Origin of the sequence: Schlesneria sp. (assembly GCF_036405755.1) — a bacterium.
Taxonomy (GTDB): Bacteria; Planctomycetota; Planctomycetia; order Planctomycetales; family Planctomycetaceae; genus Schlesneria; species Schlesneria sphaerica.
In genome coordinates this window covers 1-16,888 of the sequence record NZ_DASWWZ010000059.1, presented here as the reverse complement: position 1 = coordinate 16,888, position 16,888 = coordinate 1, and the positions used below count along the sequence as shown (strand labels likewise).

At 54.3% G+C, this 16,888-nt stretch carries 12 protein-coding genes and 1 pseudogene; all 13 read right to left on the bottom strand.

Annotation, left to right across the window (positions count from 1 at the left end; translation table 11 throughout):
• The coding region (locus VGE80_RS02060; protein ID WP_440591494.1) for a hypothetical protein at positions 1 to 2,629 on the bottom strand (2,629 nt) is incomplete at its 3' end.
• A gap of 184 nt (positions 2,630 to 2,813) precedes the next feature.
• Positions 2,814 to 5,288, bottom strand: a complete 2,475-nt coding sequence (locus VGE80_RS02055) for a hypothetical protein (RefSeq protein ID WP_440591493.1) — start codon at positions 5,286 to 5,288, stop codon at positions 2,814 to 2,816.
• A 7-nt stretch (positions 5,289 to 5,295) separates the two neighbouring features.
• Positions 5,296 to 5,559, bottom strand: a complete 264-nt coding sequence (locus VGE80_RS02050; RefSeq protein WP_373652564.1) for a hypothetical protein — start codon at positions 5,557 to 5,559, stop codon at positions 5,296 to 5,298.
• 215 nt (positions 5,560 to 5,774) lie between these two features.
• On the bottom strand, positions 5,775 to 6,758 hold the full coding sequence (locus tag VGE80_RS02045; protein ID WP_440591492.1) for a hypothetical protein: 984 nt from the start codon (positions 6,756 to 6,758) through the stop codon (positions 5,775 to 5,777).
• A 30-nt stretch (positions 6,759 to 6,788) separates the two neighbouring features.
• Positions 6,789 to 7,403 carry a hypothetical protein gene (locus tag VGE80_RS02040; RefSeq protein WP_373652562.1) on the bottom strand — a complete coding sequence of 205 codons (615 nt, stop codon included), beginning with the start codon at positions 7,401 to 7,403 and terminating at the stop codon, positions 6,789 to 6,791.
• A gap of 19 nt (positions 7,404 to 7,422) precedes the next feature.
• Entirely contained in the window at positions 7,423 to 11,250 is a 3,828-nt protein-coding gene (locus VGE80_RS02035; protein ID WP_440591491.1) for a LamG domain-containing protein, read from the bottom strand.
• On the bottom strand, positions 11,247 to 12,569 hold the full coding sequence (locus VGE80_RS02030; protein ID WP_440591490.1) for a baseplate J/gp47 family protein: 1,323 nt from the start codon (positions 12,567 to 12,569) through the stop codon (positions 11,247 to 11,249). The genes VGE80_RS02035 and VGE80_RS02030 overlap by 4 nt, the downstream gene beginning before the upstream one ends.
• Positions 12,566 to 13,042, bottom strand: a complete 477-nt coding sequence (locus VGE80_RS02025; RefSeq protein WP_440591489.1) for a hypothetical protein — start codon at positions 13,040 to 13,042, stop codon at positions 12,566 to 12,568. The genes VGE80_RS02030 and VGE80_RS02025 overlap by 4 nt, the downstream gene beginning before the upstream one ends.
• Before the next feature lie 394 nt (positions 13,043 to 13,436).
• The gene (locus tag VGE80_RS02020) at positions 13,437 to 15,212 is read right to left on the bottom strand and encodes a hypothetical protein (protein WP_440591488.1); all 1,776 of its coding nucleotides are present in this window, start codon (positions 15,210 to 15,212) and stop codon (positions 13,437 to 13,439) included.
• Positions 15,203 to 15,649 carry a hypothetical protein gene (locus tag VGE80_RS02015; protein WP_440591487.1) on the bottom strand — a complete coding sequence of 149 codons (447 nt, stop codon included), beginning with the start codon at positions 15,647 to 15,649 and terminating at the stop codon, positions 15,203 to 15,205. The genes VGE80_RS02020 and VGE80_RS02015 overlap by 10 nt, the downstream gene beginning before the upstream one ends.
• A 25-nt stretch (positions 15,650 to 15,674) precedes the next feature.
• Complete coding sequence (locus VGE80_RS02010; RefSeq protein WP_440591486.1) at positions 15,675 to 16,130, bottom strand: hypothetical protein; 456 nt, start codon at positions 16,128 to 16,130, stop codon at positions 15,675 to 15,677.
• Positions 16,127 to 16,564 carry a hypothetical protein gene (locus VGE80_RS02005; RefSeq protein WP_373652554.1) on the bottom strand — a complete coding sequence of 146 codons (438 nt, stop codon included), beginning with the start codon at positions 16,562 to 16,564 and terminating at the stop codon, positions 16,127 to 16,129. The genes VGE80_RS02010 and VGE80_RS02005 overlap by 4 nt, the downstream gene beginning before the upstream one ends.
• Positions 16,565 to 16,575: 11 nt before the next feature.
• A pseudogene (locus tag VGE80_RS02000) lies at positions 16,576 to 16,888 on the bottom strand (hypothetical protein); the annotation flags it as partial.

Sequence of the window (16,888 nt, the reverse complement as noted above, 5' to 3'; positions counted from 1 at the left end):
TTCCTGTTTCATGTCCATATCGGAAACGGATGTAATCTGATTCGTTCTTCAAATTCTTCCCAGTGTACGTTTTCCATTTGGACTGATATTTACGCAATGTCTCTGGTGGTATCCCGGTGATGTCGACAGCATCGAGTGCTTCACGGAATGTGCCGACTGGTGGAGGCCCCACCGAGGGTGGGGTTGGTTGGTCAAGGACGACTGGCTGAGCGCCGTTTGCAGGTTCCTTGAGGTCTTTCAAAAGTTCGTCGACCCAATGGTCAATCGTCTTTGAATCGAGTCGCAATTCTTCCGGTGCGAATTTTGCGAGGCGGGCATCTTCTAATTGCAACCATGCCTCGACATCGCCTCGGGCGATCTGGTCGAGAACTCTTCGATATTCGGTGCCGCGATTGGCCGCCGGAAGTGTCTTCTCGAGTTCTTCCAGTGCAGCAAGATATTGATCCAGTTTTGCCGCATCCCCTTGCGCTCTCAGATAGATGACCGAAAATGTTTCGTGATGGATCGCCAGAAATGAGTCCATTCGAGCCGAACTGGATGCCAGTGTCTTAAGATACTCTGTCGCCTGCAAACCGGCGGTCTTGTAGCTTTGTCGTGGCATTGAGCTGACGACCTTGGCGAACTTCGATTCACTCCCTTTGGGCACTAGCTTGATCAAGCTATCGATGACATCGGCGGACAATTTGCCAGGACCGCTGAGATTGGCGAATGCGACTGTCAATTCGTCAGTGTAGCCTCCGGCCAACGTCGCCCAGTTCTCGATCACCTCTGCTTTACGAAGAGTCGCGGCGATATCAGAATTGGCACTAAGCAGCTTCGCGGCGTCAGTCCCCTCGTTGAGTTCCAGCCGTTCGAGCCTCCTGGTGAGTCGTGCCACATCTTCTTCGGGCAGTCTGGATAATGCTCGCAGCAGCGCGTCCTCTTCAGTGAATCTCTTACTCGCTTTCGTCAGTATGCGAGCAAGTTGTTCGATTTTGGTCACCGCCCGTTCGCTTTCGGCCGCTTTGCCAATCAGGCCGATGATCTGAAGAATTCGAGCCAGCGACTGCATTCGTTCGGTGACCCCGACGGCATTAATTGCCGCTTTGATCGCTCCTGTTCCGATGAACCACGAGGCAATTTCCCAGATCAACGCCCATTTGATCCGACGTTCGACAGCCGGGCCGACTCCCATGGCGGCTGCCCCTTTCAGAGCGCAAAGGATTTGCTCTCCGACGGATTGAAGTGCGGCGGTCACTTCCTTGGTGGCTTTTGTGTCGCCCCAGCGTGCAAGCTGAACAGTCACAATCATGCGGACGATCTGGTCAAGTCCTTCGAGCACTTTATCGGGATGAGTGATCAGCATCAGCACGCCGTCGAGTGCGCCGCCGATAAATCGAATAAAGCTGCGAGCGGCTTCATAAGCGTCATCGACGAACTCGATCGTCGGTTCCACACCGTGATCGGTAACACGTAGGCTCGGAAAGATCTGAATCAGCTTCGCTTCCAGCAGCAATGCGAGCAATCGTTCGAAGGTCAGCGGTGCGATACCTCCAAATTTCTTGCCTACCACGACCAGCAAAGACCACAGCTCGCTATCGAGATCGTCAAAAAGCTGATCCCAGAGTTTTGCGTCTTTTAATTTCTGAATCAGCAACTTGAGTTCGTTTTGATCTTCAACACTCTTGAAGATTTCAATGATCGCCTTTTCCTGAGGCTCACTCGTCCAGCTTCGAATCAGCGCCTCGATGTAACGTATCCGCGCGGTCGGTTTCAACAGGCTGAACGCCGTCTGATCCAACTCACCCAGCAGGTCGGCAGCCCGTTCCAGACTGTCACTGTCTCCACGAGACAACATTTCGTCGATCTTCGAGAAAATTGCCGATTGGACCAGTTGTGGATCGATCGGTCCAAATGGACTTAACCTCTGATCCGGGTCGATCCCTGAGAGGAATGCGTCGAGCGCCTGCTGCGAGTGAAGTGTGAACTCGCCGTTTGCCAGGAAGACGGCTTCGACCTTGTATCCTCCGGTGAAGGAGTCGGTAATCGTGCGATGATGAGTGTATGTCCCTGGATAGGTTGCAGAGGAAGTGGGGCGGGCATTCAAATCTTGCAGTGTCACTCGAGTCTCAAGAGCAGCGACGTAGTACAACTTGCCGTCAGATTTCGTCGCCCGGGAGACGAGCACCCAACTCGTCGTGGCGAAGAGAAGCTTCCCCCAGATGACGGCGTGCAGCATGTCGTTGCTGGTGGCATAGCGAGTCGACCGGACGTGAATGTATTTAGGACCTGGGACTGAGAGAACCGCCGCATCTTGAAATGGCGGTGGACTGCTGATGACCTTGTCGTCGGCTGGAAGCAATACTTCATCGTCATGACGAAGTTCGACACTCTCCGGCTCACCTTTACGATCATAGCTGGGAACCGAATACGTGTCCTCCTGCGGTCCAAGTCGTGACTTCTGGAATACTTCCTGGAAGTTGAACGTCGTGGCTGCTGCAACGGTTTCCATGATGGTGTCGTTGCGCGCAATTTGCCTGATTACCTGCTGGATGGCGCGAGTCGCTGCGTTCTCAATGCGGGCTCGTTCGTCAGCCGGAAGGGTTCCCTTCCACTGGGCCCGAGCCGGAAGATGGTACACCTTCTTCACGATCGAATGCTCATAATTTCTAACCCGTGATTCTGACTGGCTGTTGATTAAGGGGGGACAGGTACTTCAAAGGATGCAAATTCCTCATTGAGATCCAGACGACTTCGGAGACAATCCCCATTTCTCCCCAGGCTGCTCACAGGCAGTCTGCAGAATCCTGATGTGATGCGCCTTTGAATGAGTGTTAAGGAATCAGGCTGAAAATATTCCCATGACGGACGTAGGTCAGGGCACCAAAACGCAAAGGCTCGGTCGGACTCGGTCGCGGCAGTTGAACGACGACGACGATCTGTTCGACGTGTGCACCCAGTGATGGTGATATCTTGCCGATCGCCGCTGTTACCATCGCGGGATCCATATCCGAGTATGGTAACTGGACAAATATGGTTCCTCCTGAACGAACTCCAGTAAGTGGAGCCGTCAGCTGGCTCGGTCGTCTCATCGTATCCTTGGCTTTCTCAAGCACTGCATTTTCGACATCGGTCTGTGTTGGAAGCCGGACCTCAGTATCCTCAAGCAGTTGTCGTGCGGCAGCGCCTCTGCTTCCCGTTGACTTCGGTACAACTCTTCCCCGGGGAGCTGAAGAGACAGTTCGGATTTCAACTCGAGTGACAGTTCCATCGCCAAAATGGACGACGAGATCAGGAGTCCTTCCAGCGGAGGACGAGGGGATGACTTCGACACTTGCAACGCTGCGCCCCCCTAGGCCCTCATTCAGAATTCCCTCGATCGTGCGCAATTCGGCGGCTGCAGCACGCCCTTGCACCCGAAGCAAAGGATCGGCTGCTCGTCGGAAAGTTTCCTCAAGAGCGTTGTCTGGATCAAGAATTCGTCCTTGCCACCGTGCAACGTATTCACGGGCCCGCTGAGCGGGTGTTCGAGAAACAATGTTACCCACCACGGTGGCTTGCTCTGGTGAGGAATCGATCGCTTGCGCGACTTGACCCTCCGCTTGTGCCGTCTCATCGGCAAATTGCTCGATCGATTGTGACAGGTCATCCGGCAACCCAAGCTCGCGGCGTGCTTTCTGGGCGTCATCGAGAATTTTGTCTGCCTGGCTCTCGAGTGTCAGGGCCTGTTGATCAGCTCGAGCCGCTTCTTCGACCGATGAAACGATGGGAGCGGCATCCATTGCTTTCCGGGCATTTCTGAGACGTTTCAAGTTTCTGAACAGCCCCCAGCCGCCTCGTAGAAGCTGCGCCATATCGACGACTGCAAGCGCAATCTTGATTTTCTCTGTGGCTGCAAGGATCTTGGGCCCCCAGTTCGGGAACCATTTTCTCAGGTTCAGTTTGTTTTCTTCGGCGATCAGGACCGCAACTCGCGTAATCTGAATGGCGTACGAGGCAACCCGAGCAAGTGCCGTCTCAGCTCCAATCGGGGTGGCGACGGAAGCCAGGGTTCCAACGTCGCTGAGGAACTTGCGGATGCCGAGGTGCTGGAACGCGATGAGATCCTCGGCTGTCATAAGAATCTGCCGACCGCTGTCGTAGTCATGGACAATGACGGGCTGTTCTGGATCCAATTCAAGGCCGTCTGCCGTCATCAAGTTCAGACGCGTTCCGCCGTCGAGGTCCTTGATTTCGTCGTATTCCGGGTTCGAATAAAGTCCCCCGGCAATGCCCCCAAGATAGCGAATTCGAATCTTGCCTTTACTTGTTTTCTCGATCGCAAAAACAGAGGTCTGCTCGAAAAATCCCATCACATCATGCCAGGCCAGCACGATCGCATTTGCAATTTTTGCTGCTGCGGCATCGCCGCCACTTTGCACTTTCAGCCTGGAGAGCACTTCGTGAAGCTCAATGTTAGCGTCGCTATCGATTGCGTCGTCGAGTCGATCAATCAGGGGCTGACCATTCACGAGCGTTTCTCGCAGCCTTTTCACGATCTCGGGCGCCTGCTCCACAGGGACCTCGGACAGCAATCGAATGATCTCTTGCTGTTGGACATTTGACAGAAGGACTGAGCCTGCCAATTCCGAGATCAGCTTGATCGTTGCCTCGAGATTAACGAGTTTGGGCCGCACGCCGTTCACAACAGAGAGACGTACCTGTTCCTTGTAATTGAGGTTCTGAAACGCAACGTCGCTCATATCGAGTGCTACAGAGAACTCCATTCCTCCTCTGAAAAGGCGACCGTCGGGATAGAAGATGTCCCATGTTCGATTTGGGTCCGTAGCGTGTCCGGCCTTTGCCTTGGGGCGACGCAGCTCGTACGCCCCTTCCCCGCCAAAGCGTGTGGCTATGCCAGTGATTGTTCCATTGTGTGCTTTGCCGCCAACCGTCAGAAATCGAACACGATGAGAAGCCGTATCGAGCACAATCTCCTGGATTGAGGCAGGAGTAACACCTGCCATGATCTCCAGCGGATCCGTGATCTCGTAAGAGATACCATGTGGTTCGCCACGATTGTCATATGAGGGCAAGGCGTAGAGTTGCTGGTCGCTAAGGTCGCGGCTTTCCTCGTAGGGAGCTCGAACGACGTCTACGTCACCAGGCCGGCTGCTGCTTTCCAAAGCTTGAGCAATCGTTCGCTCTGCGATCTCCAGACGGGCTTTGAGTGTTGAACTTAGCCGGTTGCACAGTTCCTCGAGCTGAGCGTCTGTCGGCCGGCCCGTGATCGTAATCTTGATCGGAATATGGCAATTGATGACAGACACGGTGTACCTACGATCCTGATCGCTCCAGTGCGTCGCCAAGTTTTTCCCAGATTCGTGACTGGATCTCCTGGTGAGTCTGTTCGCTGAGATCACCGACGAGCACAATTTCGATTGGAAAGTAATAGTTGACCACTGTCGCTTCTGGTCCCGTAGCCGATTGAAGGACTGCCTGGGAACCTGCTGCAGGGAAGATGAACTCCCCTTTGTGCACAATCGCCAGACCGGTTTCTTTGATCTCGACGCCGCTCGGCGGGGGGGATTGATTCGTCATGGATTGTCTGCAGTGCAGCCTCCTGCGAAACATGTTCTTGATCGAACTTCATCAAAGGAATTGAGGGGCCGTGTCGGGCCATGTGTAACGACAAGCGAGTCTTCACTCGGGCACGTTGAAGCTGGGCAGTGCTGAGGTCTTTCCATTGCAGAAAGATTCCTGAGACGGCGGATTCGTCGTTCAATAGGTTTATTCCACAAGACCGACAAGGGAGGCTATCTCAACACGATTGCACAGGTGAGGCCTCCTGTAACGCGACCATTCGGATTGATGTGTGTCAGATGGAATATCGTGGCATCTCCCGGGCGGCCACCGGTTAAGTCGGATTGCAGTTCAAAGTACGTCTGCTGACCCGGTGCCAATTCGATATCTGCCTCGTAGGTGGGACTGCGTTGTCCAAACATCAATTGCCAAACTTGTTCGAATGGCCCGTGATCGACCAGTTTCGAGTTGTCGCGCGTCGTCGGCACTTCAAAATCGTCGAATCTCACAGAGAACTTTGCAGGAGGAGTTCTGCCAATACGTCTGAACCCTTCGACCGCGCGCAAGGCCGGCATCAGGGCTTCGATGACCTTGCGACTTGGATTCAAATCCGCAACGACTCGCACCGTCGCCTTTTGAGAATCCTCCTGGTTGTTGTTCCCTGTCCAGAACCGGAGAATCGAGAAAGGTTCGTTAAACGCTGCGGCAGCGATCGTGACATTTCGCTGTGCCGCGTGCCGATCACCCACAACATGAAAGCAGTCCGGTTCTGGCGAGAGAGAATCAGGGTAGCAGCGGGCGATGAGGCATCGATGACCGGGTCCATCCGGATCCGTTGCGCTGCCGTTCGGTGTCCACTTGATGATTTTTCCGACGTCAGATAACCGTTTGGTCTGACCCGCTTGAATCTCGGGGTTAGTCTCCGTGCGCATGATCGTTTGTGCAATCAATTTGGCGTTGGGTCCGGGCCCCAGGTTGAGACCGGGGTTGCAGACGTAGACTTCAACGACAATCGCCGCCGTGCCGTCTGGAAGAGGTGACTGGCTTCGGTGGACCGTGACATCAATGGTGTTCTGAACACTTCCGGCAGCCGTGTCGGTAAAGCCGTTCAGGTCGATGTCCGGACTCAACCACCAGTTTGGCGAGGCTCCGTCATTGACCGTGATTGCGGTGTCGGCGGCAAGATTGGAATCGGGCTTTGTGTCATCGCAGGGCATCGGTAAATCCTTTCCTCAATCGAAGTCGAATTACACTCGTTTGCACACGACCTGGATTCCACTCAATTTGGCTGTGGCGGTGGCATCAGCGCCAATGATTTTTGCGGCGATGAGATACTTGAAGTTGCCATTGTCGATCAGGCTCTTGTCGTCGGGAACAAAGCCGACCGATGCAAAAATCTGAGCCCCAGTCCCTCCGTTCGAAAGCTGCAACGCAACGAGGGTGGACTGCTCACTCGTGGAAAACGACTGACGCAGCAGTTGTACGCTGACAGAACCCAGGCTGCCTGACCCTTCCCCGTTCACGGCGACACTTTGGATCTTGCCTCCATCGGGAAGCTGGATCGGCATCCAACCATCCGCGCTGGTTTGCCCGCTTCCTTTTGTCGCGATGCCGTAGCCGCTGCTCCATGCTGGCGTCGTCAGCACCGGGAAGAGCGTTGGGGCGAAGGTTAATGTTGTTGTCGGGCTGACGGGAACCACGATCCCTTGAAGCGTCGCGAACGCGGACGACACGCTGTCCAGTTCATCCTGGAACGAGAAAACCACCTTATTCAGTCCACGCTCGCCGTCGGCCTGAACTGCATCAAAACCGTCAATCCAGGGGTCGTGAGAAAAGTTCCGCTTATAGAGCGCAGCTGTCATTTGATCGCCTCGTTTTCAATCAGGAGCGAAAATCAGGATAGGTGTATGCGGGAAACGCCTGTCGTTCGTCTCGTCGAATCTCCTTGACGTGGTGACGCAGGTTTTCGGTGACAACCTGGACGCCAATCGGGTGGAAATAATTGAGCAGATTCATGATCAGGTCGTACTGATCTTTCGAAAGGATGGGAGTCGGACCCCCGGGAACTTCCTTGACTCGGACTTCGAATGAATACGGGTCTGCCGTCTCGGAGTTCGATTCGAAGTAACTCTGTTGCAGCGTAATTACCCCGGGAGTGGTTGGAGTAAATTTGACCTGGGATCTCTGCGAGTAATCGAATGTTCCCTTCGCAAACCCGTCTGTCTGCAGGGCCCAATTGAAATCACCCGACGTCACCGTTCCACTGCCAGCGGCCGGGGAAAAGCCGGAACTGATTGTCTGATACTTGAAGCTGGTCGCTGAGGGGACTTCTGTAATCGTGTGCACACCGTTGTAGCCAGAGATCAAGACACCTGCGACAGCGATGCGCATTCCCATCTGAAAGCCATGAGGGCCTCCAGTGACGGTGGTGACCGTCGTTCCAGTCTGGCTGATGTTTGTGATTGGCTGAACAGGAAGTCGCCCGAACCGAGCTTGCAGGATGATCGGCTTGTTAAGAAACAGATGTTCTTCAAGTGGGACCAGAGTTGAATCCTGCGGCACGATCTCGATCAGTTCGTCTTCTGCAACGGAACAGTAGACCTGCGTGCCTTGCGTCCTGACGTAGTCAAATCCCGCACGATGTGCCAAGGCACCAAGCTGGTCCGACGGCAGGGTTGAATGGGCCAGTAGGATTCCGCGACCGGCTTGATGGCGACCAGCCGTCTCCGCCGGGTCAAATGCCTTAATCACCCGAAGTCCTGGAAGAGCTGATGCCAGGTTTGTCAGCCGATTGAATGCCTTCTCAAGAGCGATCACCATCCTCTTGTTATTTGGATCTGTTCCGTAGTCGATGCCGGCAACGTTGCTGGTGATCAGATAAATCGAGTTAGGGGTGGCGTTATTCGAGCCGACGACCGTCTCTTCGCTGCTCGACCTGGCGCCATTCCACGCAATCGAAGTCTTATCAGGCAAGCTGGTGATCCCGATTCGCAATGTGCGGGTCCCAACGACCGTCTTGCCCGCGAACGCAAATTCAACCGAGACGTCGACCTCACCGGGAGCATCCGCAAACAGTTGTACGTGGCGGCGCGAAGTGATCGGGGTACGCAGGTTTGGTTCATCCAGCGGGTGAGGCAGTAGATGAGCTCGCCCGGCACCGGAATGGATGATCGTCCATTTCACTCGACCCGTCGCAGGAAGATTCTCGGGACACAGCACGAGATTGATCGCACCGCCTATGATCGCATCGTACCCGTCAGAACTGGGTAAGGCGTCCGCCTCCACCATCCCACCGGTTGCGGCAGGCAGGCCGGAAGATGCCAGATTGAATTGAATCGTCGACGCTGTGACCGCTGTGATCGTGACTGTTCCGTGATATCCGGGATGGGATACATTTAAGATGTTGATCCGCTCGCCAGCCACCAGTTTGTGCGGCACGGATGTCGTAATTGTGACAGTTGTCCCCGTCTCCGTGGCTGTCGAGATCGGCGTGAGCGACTTGATTGCGATGGCGAGCTTGTTCCCGATTGCCATGGAAACGTCGATGTGCGTCGGAGTCGAGAGGACGAAGTCGAATCCCGCTTGATGTGCGGCGATCGACAGTACTTCCGGCACAAGGGAATCGTGCGACAATTGAAGTTCTCGCCCTACCGAATGCAACCCGGGATCAGCCGGATCATACGACTTGAGGACGTTCAAGTTCCCACTCACGCCTTGCCGCACCAGGAGATCGATCAACGACTGCAGCGCTGTCAGCGTGGTTGGCTGCATCAGGTGATTGTTCAAATCGGATCCATAATTGACTCCGTGCCGATAATGACCAATCAGGTAGTGCGGCAGGAAATCGACATCGTCAGAGGGACGTCCACAAGCTTCCACTTCGTTTGCTGACGGATTTCCCTCGAAGCAAAGACTTTGTCCGATCGGTAATGTTTCAGGGACGATTCTGACTGTTTTGGTCGCGACGGCGGAGGGGGCGAGTTTCTCGATCAGCTCGAAGGATTCCTGTTGACCATTGATGTGAACGAGGTCGTTGATGGCCGTGCGCAGGTTTTTCGCCGTGGGCAGAAACCACTTTTGAAATAGCCCCAGCCGCTTGCCATAGGGTTCGTCACCCTCGCCGAGAACAGGATGGAATTCCGTGCGTGCCACGCTGGAAAGCCGCACTTCATCCAGAACACCCGAAAATTGAAACTTTGCAGGAACGGCGGCATTGTTGCCGAACAGCAAGTCTTTATTGTTTTTGACGGCTCCAAGGATGCTTGCTCCAGCAGGTTTCGCTTCCGCCAGGATCTCGTCACCATCGACAAACAACCGAAGGCCGCTGCGCTCTCTGTCGATGACCCCGGCGATATGGTGAAACCGACCGTCTGCAATATCGATATCCGCAAGAATGCTGTCGACTGTTCCGCCGTCACTCACCTCCCAGCGAAGATTGTTGGCTGTTCCACCGATCTGCCAGGTGGCCAGCATCATCGACCACCCTGCCTCGGTGTGGTTGGCTGCCGAATCAATTGCACCTTTGCACGCAAGAAGTCGTGGTGCGGAGGGGGCAGCAAGGTCCGAATCGTTAACGGGATCCGCCTTCACGAAAAACTCGATGGTGAAGTTAGCTGACTCTGCCAGATTGAAACTCGCATCATGCGGTACCCGCACGAAGCCATTTCCATTGGGACCTGGAAATTGAAGTCCTGCATTGAATTTGCCAGTCACACCACAGGTGGCCCCAGCGTTGAAACCTGGATGCCCGGTTTTACCGAATCGCGTAGTTTCGTCGATGACGAGGCCCTTCACTGCCCCACCAGTCAACACGCCGTTCAGAAGCCAGCTTCCTCCACCGGCAAATTCCCCATTTCCTGCGGCTCCTCCAGCGAGGGAGAATCGATCTTCATCAATTGAAGTGATGTTGAACGTGCCATTGGCGCTGGTATTTCCAGCCACTCCGTTGATCGTGACGTTCTGGCCCGTTGCCAGTCCGTGAACGAGGCTCGTGATCACGATCGGAGAGATGCCGCTGCCGGTCGTTCCAATGATCGTGCCCGTGGCTGGATCATTGCAGTGATAGAGCGCGATCGTCTGCGCGTCATATGAGTATTCTCGCGGCGGGAACCGGGGCACTCGCAGTTCGTCACCGATCAGGTCCAGGCTGTATCCATTGGCGTGAGCGCGGGATCGCTGGAGGCGCACCTGAGACAACAGCGCTTTTAACTGGTCTTTTTCCCACCCCAGTATCCATGCGAGCTTCGCAATGTTCCCGAGCAAGGCGAGCAACCCGAAGTTTGACGCACCGGTTCCTGACAGTGCCTTCGGCTTTTGACGAAGGGCAGTGAGTTTCGTCTGAAAGTTAAAACCGGGAGGTTCAGGGATGACGAATGACGTCCCCGCGAATGTTCGCGGCGGAATGACAATGGAACTTGGCTTGATCGATGCGTCTGAGTAAACAATTTCAACAGTGACGGCATCGGGTCCCGAGTTTGCACGAACGATCAACACATATCTCGTTTGAGTTGGAAAGACCCCGTACCGCGCATAGTATTCGTTGAAATGATAGTCGAGAACGATCGTTTCGCTGGCGGCATTCGAACCTGGTGCAGGTGTTTGATCGACTTCCCTCAACCGAAGCGACAGCATCTCGGCTCCCCGTGCATACGGGGCTGGGAGCAGCTTCACCATTGATTGGCCGGTGAGGTCGAGCGTGTCCAGTATCATGTATTACTCACCTGGATATCGATCAACTGCGAATCGACGTGGAAGACGGCGATCTCGTCAGGTTGCAGGTTGATGTTCTCTCCGATGGGGAACTCGATGACAGCACTGTTGAAACGAGGACTGCGTCCGAACGCGATTGAACCCATCAGCGGAGGATTGCGGCGAAGATGCAACTGCTGGATATCAATCAGCCCTGTCACGTCTTTGCAGTCATAAATCACTTGTGAATAGAGGACCGAATTGCCAAGGCCCAACGAATTGACTCGACGTTCCAACCGGTCCTTGATCGACCCGATAATGGCATCGGCATCATGCCCCGGCTGGATCATGATGATGGCCCGTAATCCGATCTGAACATCGTTGGCAAGTCGCAAGTTTGGGAACACCGAAATCGGCCGGACTTCATCGACAGCAAGATTCACGAGATCCTGAACGCCGTCTGCTTTACCAGTGGTGCTTTCCCAGAAGAATCCCGGGGCCACTGCGACAAGAATGTCAAAATAGAAAGGAGTTCCGACTCGTCGCTGCTTGCCGAACCGGCCTCGCCCGAATGAAAAAAAACTGAACTTGCTTTGGGAAACGTCCACACCCCCGAGCGGATCGAACAAACGACAATCTCGAACTCCGTCCAGGGCGATGACAGCGCTTCGCACTGCTTCAAGTGTCCAAAGGGTGCGAGGGCGACCGAGAATCGCCAGACGGTACCCCTCATCGGATTCGAAGTTCTCTCCGCCCATTGTCGCGTTGGCGTTCGTGGCGGTCACAAGGGCTGGATCAAAACTCAGTTTCGCCCTGGCAAAATCCGGGTTCAATTGCTTGATGGCATTTTTGGCAACGTTTCCTGCGGGACCCCTCGCTAACGCTTCCACTTCGACCGATACAGTTGGGGCCTGATTCGTCAAAGAAGCGCGTTGAAGTGTACGGAAACGGACGGCGGGATCCGTTGCAGTGGAGAGAGTTTCCACAACGGCACCGGCGGGGATGCTATAGCTTCGACCGTTCTTGCCACCCTCCAAAGTGAGCACCACAGTCCCATGTGACTTCAGTGCACGTCTCGGAATTCCCAGGTCATCCCCCAGTAGATCGAGTGCATCGCCTGTCGCCGTTGACGGAAAGCAGCTGTAGTAAGACGACTCACCAAGTTTCCATAGTTCCAGGTCGGAAGCGGCAACGATATTCATGATCTGCCGAAAGGCGCTGGTTGAGCGGAGATCAATATCGTCACCGAAGATCTCACGTGCCAGCGCGGCCTTGTCGTTAATGATCTCCTGTAACGGCTTGATCGCAAAGCCATCGGATGTGATGCCAAAATCGCTCATGTATTCAGCCCTGTCCCCTCAAGACGCAGCGCGACTTCTCCTTCGATCACCGCTTGTATGACGACAATGACTTGCCATTTCCGGGTATTGCGACGAATGATTTCGTTCTCATTTGGATCTTCACCCGGCATTAATTCGTAGTACCGGGGGTCGTCGTCGAAAATGACTTCGCTGATCATGGTGATGCGATCGTCCTGGCTGATACTTTTGACCAGATTCAATCGAATCAGATCCTTTACTGCCTGTTTGGTTTGGGCGGTCGTTAAGATCGCGGCCATATCTAAGCCATAGTTGACATTGAACACGTCGGTACCAAATCCCGTTCCGATCATGACTCGCAACCCCTGTGAGAGGTTGTCACGTCCCGAAACGAAAGTGAAATCACGACCACCCTCCCCCTCAGTCAAAACGAGATCGCCCTCCTCGAGCAGCAGGCTGCGACCCAACACATTCGGGGCTCGTAAACTTGTCATGTCAAATGCGACCTATTGCGTCTTAAGGTTCGTTTGCCCGGCGTTTTGAACCGACCAGGTCGGGAAAGCAACGTTCGCGACCGTGCCATTGGTGGTCCCACTGACGTCGGACAAGAGAACACATTTGCCTTCTACCTTGAGTTTGCTGGAGGTTCCTTTGTTCGTCACTTTGGCCACGTTCGTGCATTTCACCGACACAGGTGCCGGAGCCGATGCCGGCACGGTCATGCAAGTCGGAGGGGCTGCGAACGAAGCGCTGTCCATGTCTCCGTCGACGAGCACCTTTTTCTTTTTTACTGTCAGTTTGGATTGCCCGGATTTGAGAACGATCACCCCTTGGTGAGCACAGGTTGCTGTTCCTGCTTCGGTTAAGACGTACGCCACTTGTTGTCCTTCACTGAATATCAACGTTGCCAGTGATGGTGACATCACCTTTAATCGTGATGGCATTTGCTTCGAGTGAGAGGGTTCCGTTCTTGTCGATCTGGAACTTTGATCCCGATCTCCCGGAGATCGTGATCGCTCCATCCGGATCGATGTGGAACGTGCTGCCCGAGGGTTTGTGCTCGATCAGGATTTCGTCGTCCTTCCCTTCCTCAGGGCGATTTCCCACCGTTCCCAGAGTGGATGTGCCTGTGGTAATCCTGAGTCCGCTCACCTCGATAACACGATGTCCTCTGTTCGAAATCAGATCATTTGCGGCGTTTGTTTCGCTTGTCGGAGTCTTGCCGTCGAAATTCACTGGAAGACAAAGCCACCAGTCACCGGGTTCATTCCTGGGAGGTTCAAACGGGGGATTCTCGGACCAGATGAACCCGGTCACCAGTGCGTCATCGGCAAGGCCAAGATTGTGAGCCACGACGGCCTTCATGCCGGGATAGACAGGCGTGATCTGCCCGCATTTGTTCCAGGCAAAGGATGAAACCAAAGGCTTGTTGTTGAATACCTGATTTACTTCGTCATCAACCGGCGCTCTCACGCTGGGTTGTGTTTCCGATTTCTCGAAGCGTTGTCCAAACTGAAGTGTTGCCTGGTGTGCAGGTGACGAATTCCCACCAGAGTAGGTGCTGATTCCACACACTTCGACGACCGGCTGGCGACTGGTTTCGTCTTTAATCTTTTCCGTCAGTCTGGTACTCACCCCTTCCGCGCTGATCTGGCCCACAGCCAGTTGTTGTCGCCGGCAGTTGTCGTCAGAACAGGGGATGACCGCTAATCCTTCGCAGAGATATCCGCCCGAAAGACTAAGTGTATGAGTGATCGAATGAACTCGAAACGTGTCGTCCTTCGACGTGAATCCAACGACATCTGTGGCCACCTGGTTGCCTGGTCGTAACTTGGGATCTCCGGCAATTCGGAAATTGAATCCCTTGATTTCCCGCTTCGGCAGACTCTTCAATCGCCCGTCGCCAGTGACTTCAGGCAGTGTTTTGGAGTAGCGGCTGAGTTCGGCCAGATTGACATCCCGTTTAAATCCAGCGGGCTTGTAGTCATCGCTCTCAATCGGTTTTCCAATCCGGATCGTCTTGTCTGAGACGAGGAATTCTGCCGACGCTCTTTCAGCCAGTGAATCCAGGACCTTCATGACTGATTTGCCACGGAAGCTCGGGGCGTTGAGTTCGATGTCGATATTCTTGACGACGGGGGTTGTATTGACCCTAAGATCGGGAGCGCTGTCCCCTGTCAGGCTTGTCAATGCGGCCGTTAGGACACTACCCCCCGCCTTCTCAGAGTCTTCATCGGCAGTAGCGTTTGTCAAAATCTTTGTGATGAGCGACGTAAAACCGATTTTTCCCTCGAGACCTTCGTCAAAAATCGTGTGTCGCAGGCCAAGCGTGGCGACTTCTTCTCCTTTCAAGGTCGTGACCATGTGGTCTCCCGTCACCTGAGTTTTCACCTCGGTGTAGAACCCTTCGACGACGGTTTCGAATGAGCCGTCGAAATATCCGAGCTTGATGATCATGCGAGCCTGCTTCGGATCCTCGCTCAAGATTTTTGCTTTCGCTTCCGGCAAATCGATCAGCTGGACCTCAAACGTCGTACCTGATACCGCCGGCTGCATCGACACCTTGATTGAGACATCGATCAAAAAGTCTCCCTTCAGCAGATCGTTGGAGACCTTGAATTGGGCATCCGGGAAATCAATCAGGTATTTGAGAATTACACCCATCGAGTTGCGATCCCTCCCGTGACCTTGGAGCCAAAGGTTCCCGTCCCGTTCAAATTGCGGACAGCGACACGCTGAACGGGAAACGCGAGCGCAATTTCGCCGGCCAGGTACTCCAGTTCGGGGACCACCTTCCTCATGAATACGGTTTGCGTCTTACCATCAGGCAAGTCTCGATCGACTCTGACAACGAGGTACATCTGGGGGCGTGTCAGATCGGGCGACGGTCGCATTATGGACGAAGCAATTAATGGTTCCGTCGCGGGTAAGTCAAAAATGGAACTCGGGTTCGAGGTCAGGGACGGCGATGCGTTGACATACATGCGGAATCGATAAGTGACTCCCCCGAAGACCACCGGAAACGATTGTGGAAACCCCTGGTCCGCATCGATTGGTAGCGGGGTATATTTCCTTGTCGAATCAGAGAACGATATTGCCATTCCAGTCCTCCGGCACGAGCGACTTTCAGATAAACGCAGAACCACCGGCCATTACCAGATCAAGCGATCCTCCTAACAGGCCACCCAACTGCGTCCGAGGGACATGAATCAGTGAAATCGTTACCCGTAATGTGTCACGCATCTGATTGTCATGGGTGAAGATGAGGCTGGTAATCTGCATGTCAAGGTTGACGCTGGTTTTCGCAACGACGGGAACTCCGGCCAGCTTCATCAGGGGAGCCGATGCGGATGCAAGCAGTCGCGACGTGAGCGCCATCGCCTCCAATGCTGGTCGGAGCGCACGTTGCTTCCCAATCAGCAGGGCCTCGATCGTGATTGTTTTCGTTGTTGGAGCCACCATCTGCGTCAAGGTACTGCCGGCAATTGTCGCAGTCTTGTATCCTTCGTTCATGACAAAACTCGTCACTGCCAGCAGCGGGACAGCACCAATCAGTACAGGAATGTTCGGTTGCTCGTTCATGCGGGATCTCGGTCCTTTTCCCCCCGGAATCCAAGGATGATGCCACTGAATGTTGCGGTCGGTGCACCATCAATGACGACGTTGCTTGGATTGGCAGATGTGATGAGGCAGTCGCGAAACAGCATCTTGTTGAACGTCCAGTCTTTCCCATCACCAGATTCGGCCAGCATGATGTCGAATTTGGTCCCTGCCAGCGCCAGTCGAGTCAGTTCGGCCACGGCCGGTCCGATTGCTTTGAGGGACAGTGAAAACGTAGCGGCCTGCGGATGAAAGACTGCTCCGATATTGTCCGCTTCGATCGAATGGATCGGAGTCACTTGCGTATTAAACGTGGGAGTGAACGATTCGACGGCACTGATACTCTTGCCGTTGGCATGGATTTCCAGTCGAGTCTTCCAGTTCAGACTTACCGGCGCGGCAGGTGCGTCGGGCATGGCGAGGACTCCTATTGAAACTTGAGGGTGATATTGAGTCGATGAATGGCACCCGCATACGTGACGGTGATGATCGAATCGACCGTGCGCGAATTTCGGATATTCTTCAGCTCTTGAGCTTCGAGATCGGACAACGTGGCCGGGTCTTTATCAAGTAGCACAAGGACCGGCAGAAAAATGTCATAGTTATCGATGACTTCGCGCTGTTTGAGGGGTTCGAGGACCGACGCCATCTGCGATTCGAGCGAGCGAATTCCGGGGCGGTTAATCCGCAGGACACCGATCGATTGAATCAATTGCGCCTTCAAGCGAAATGTCACATCG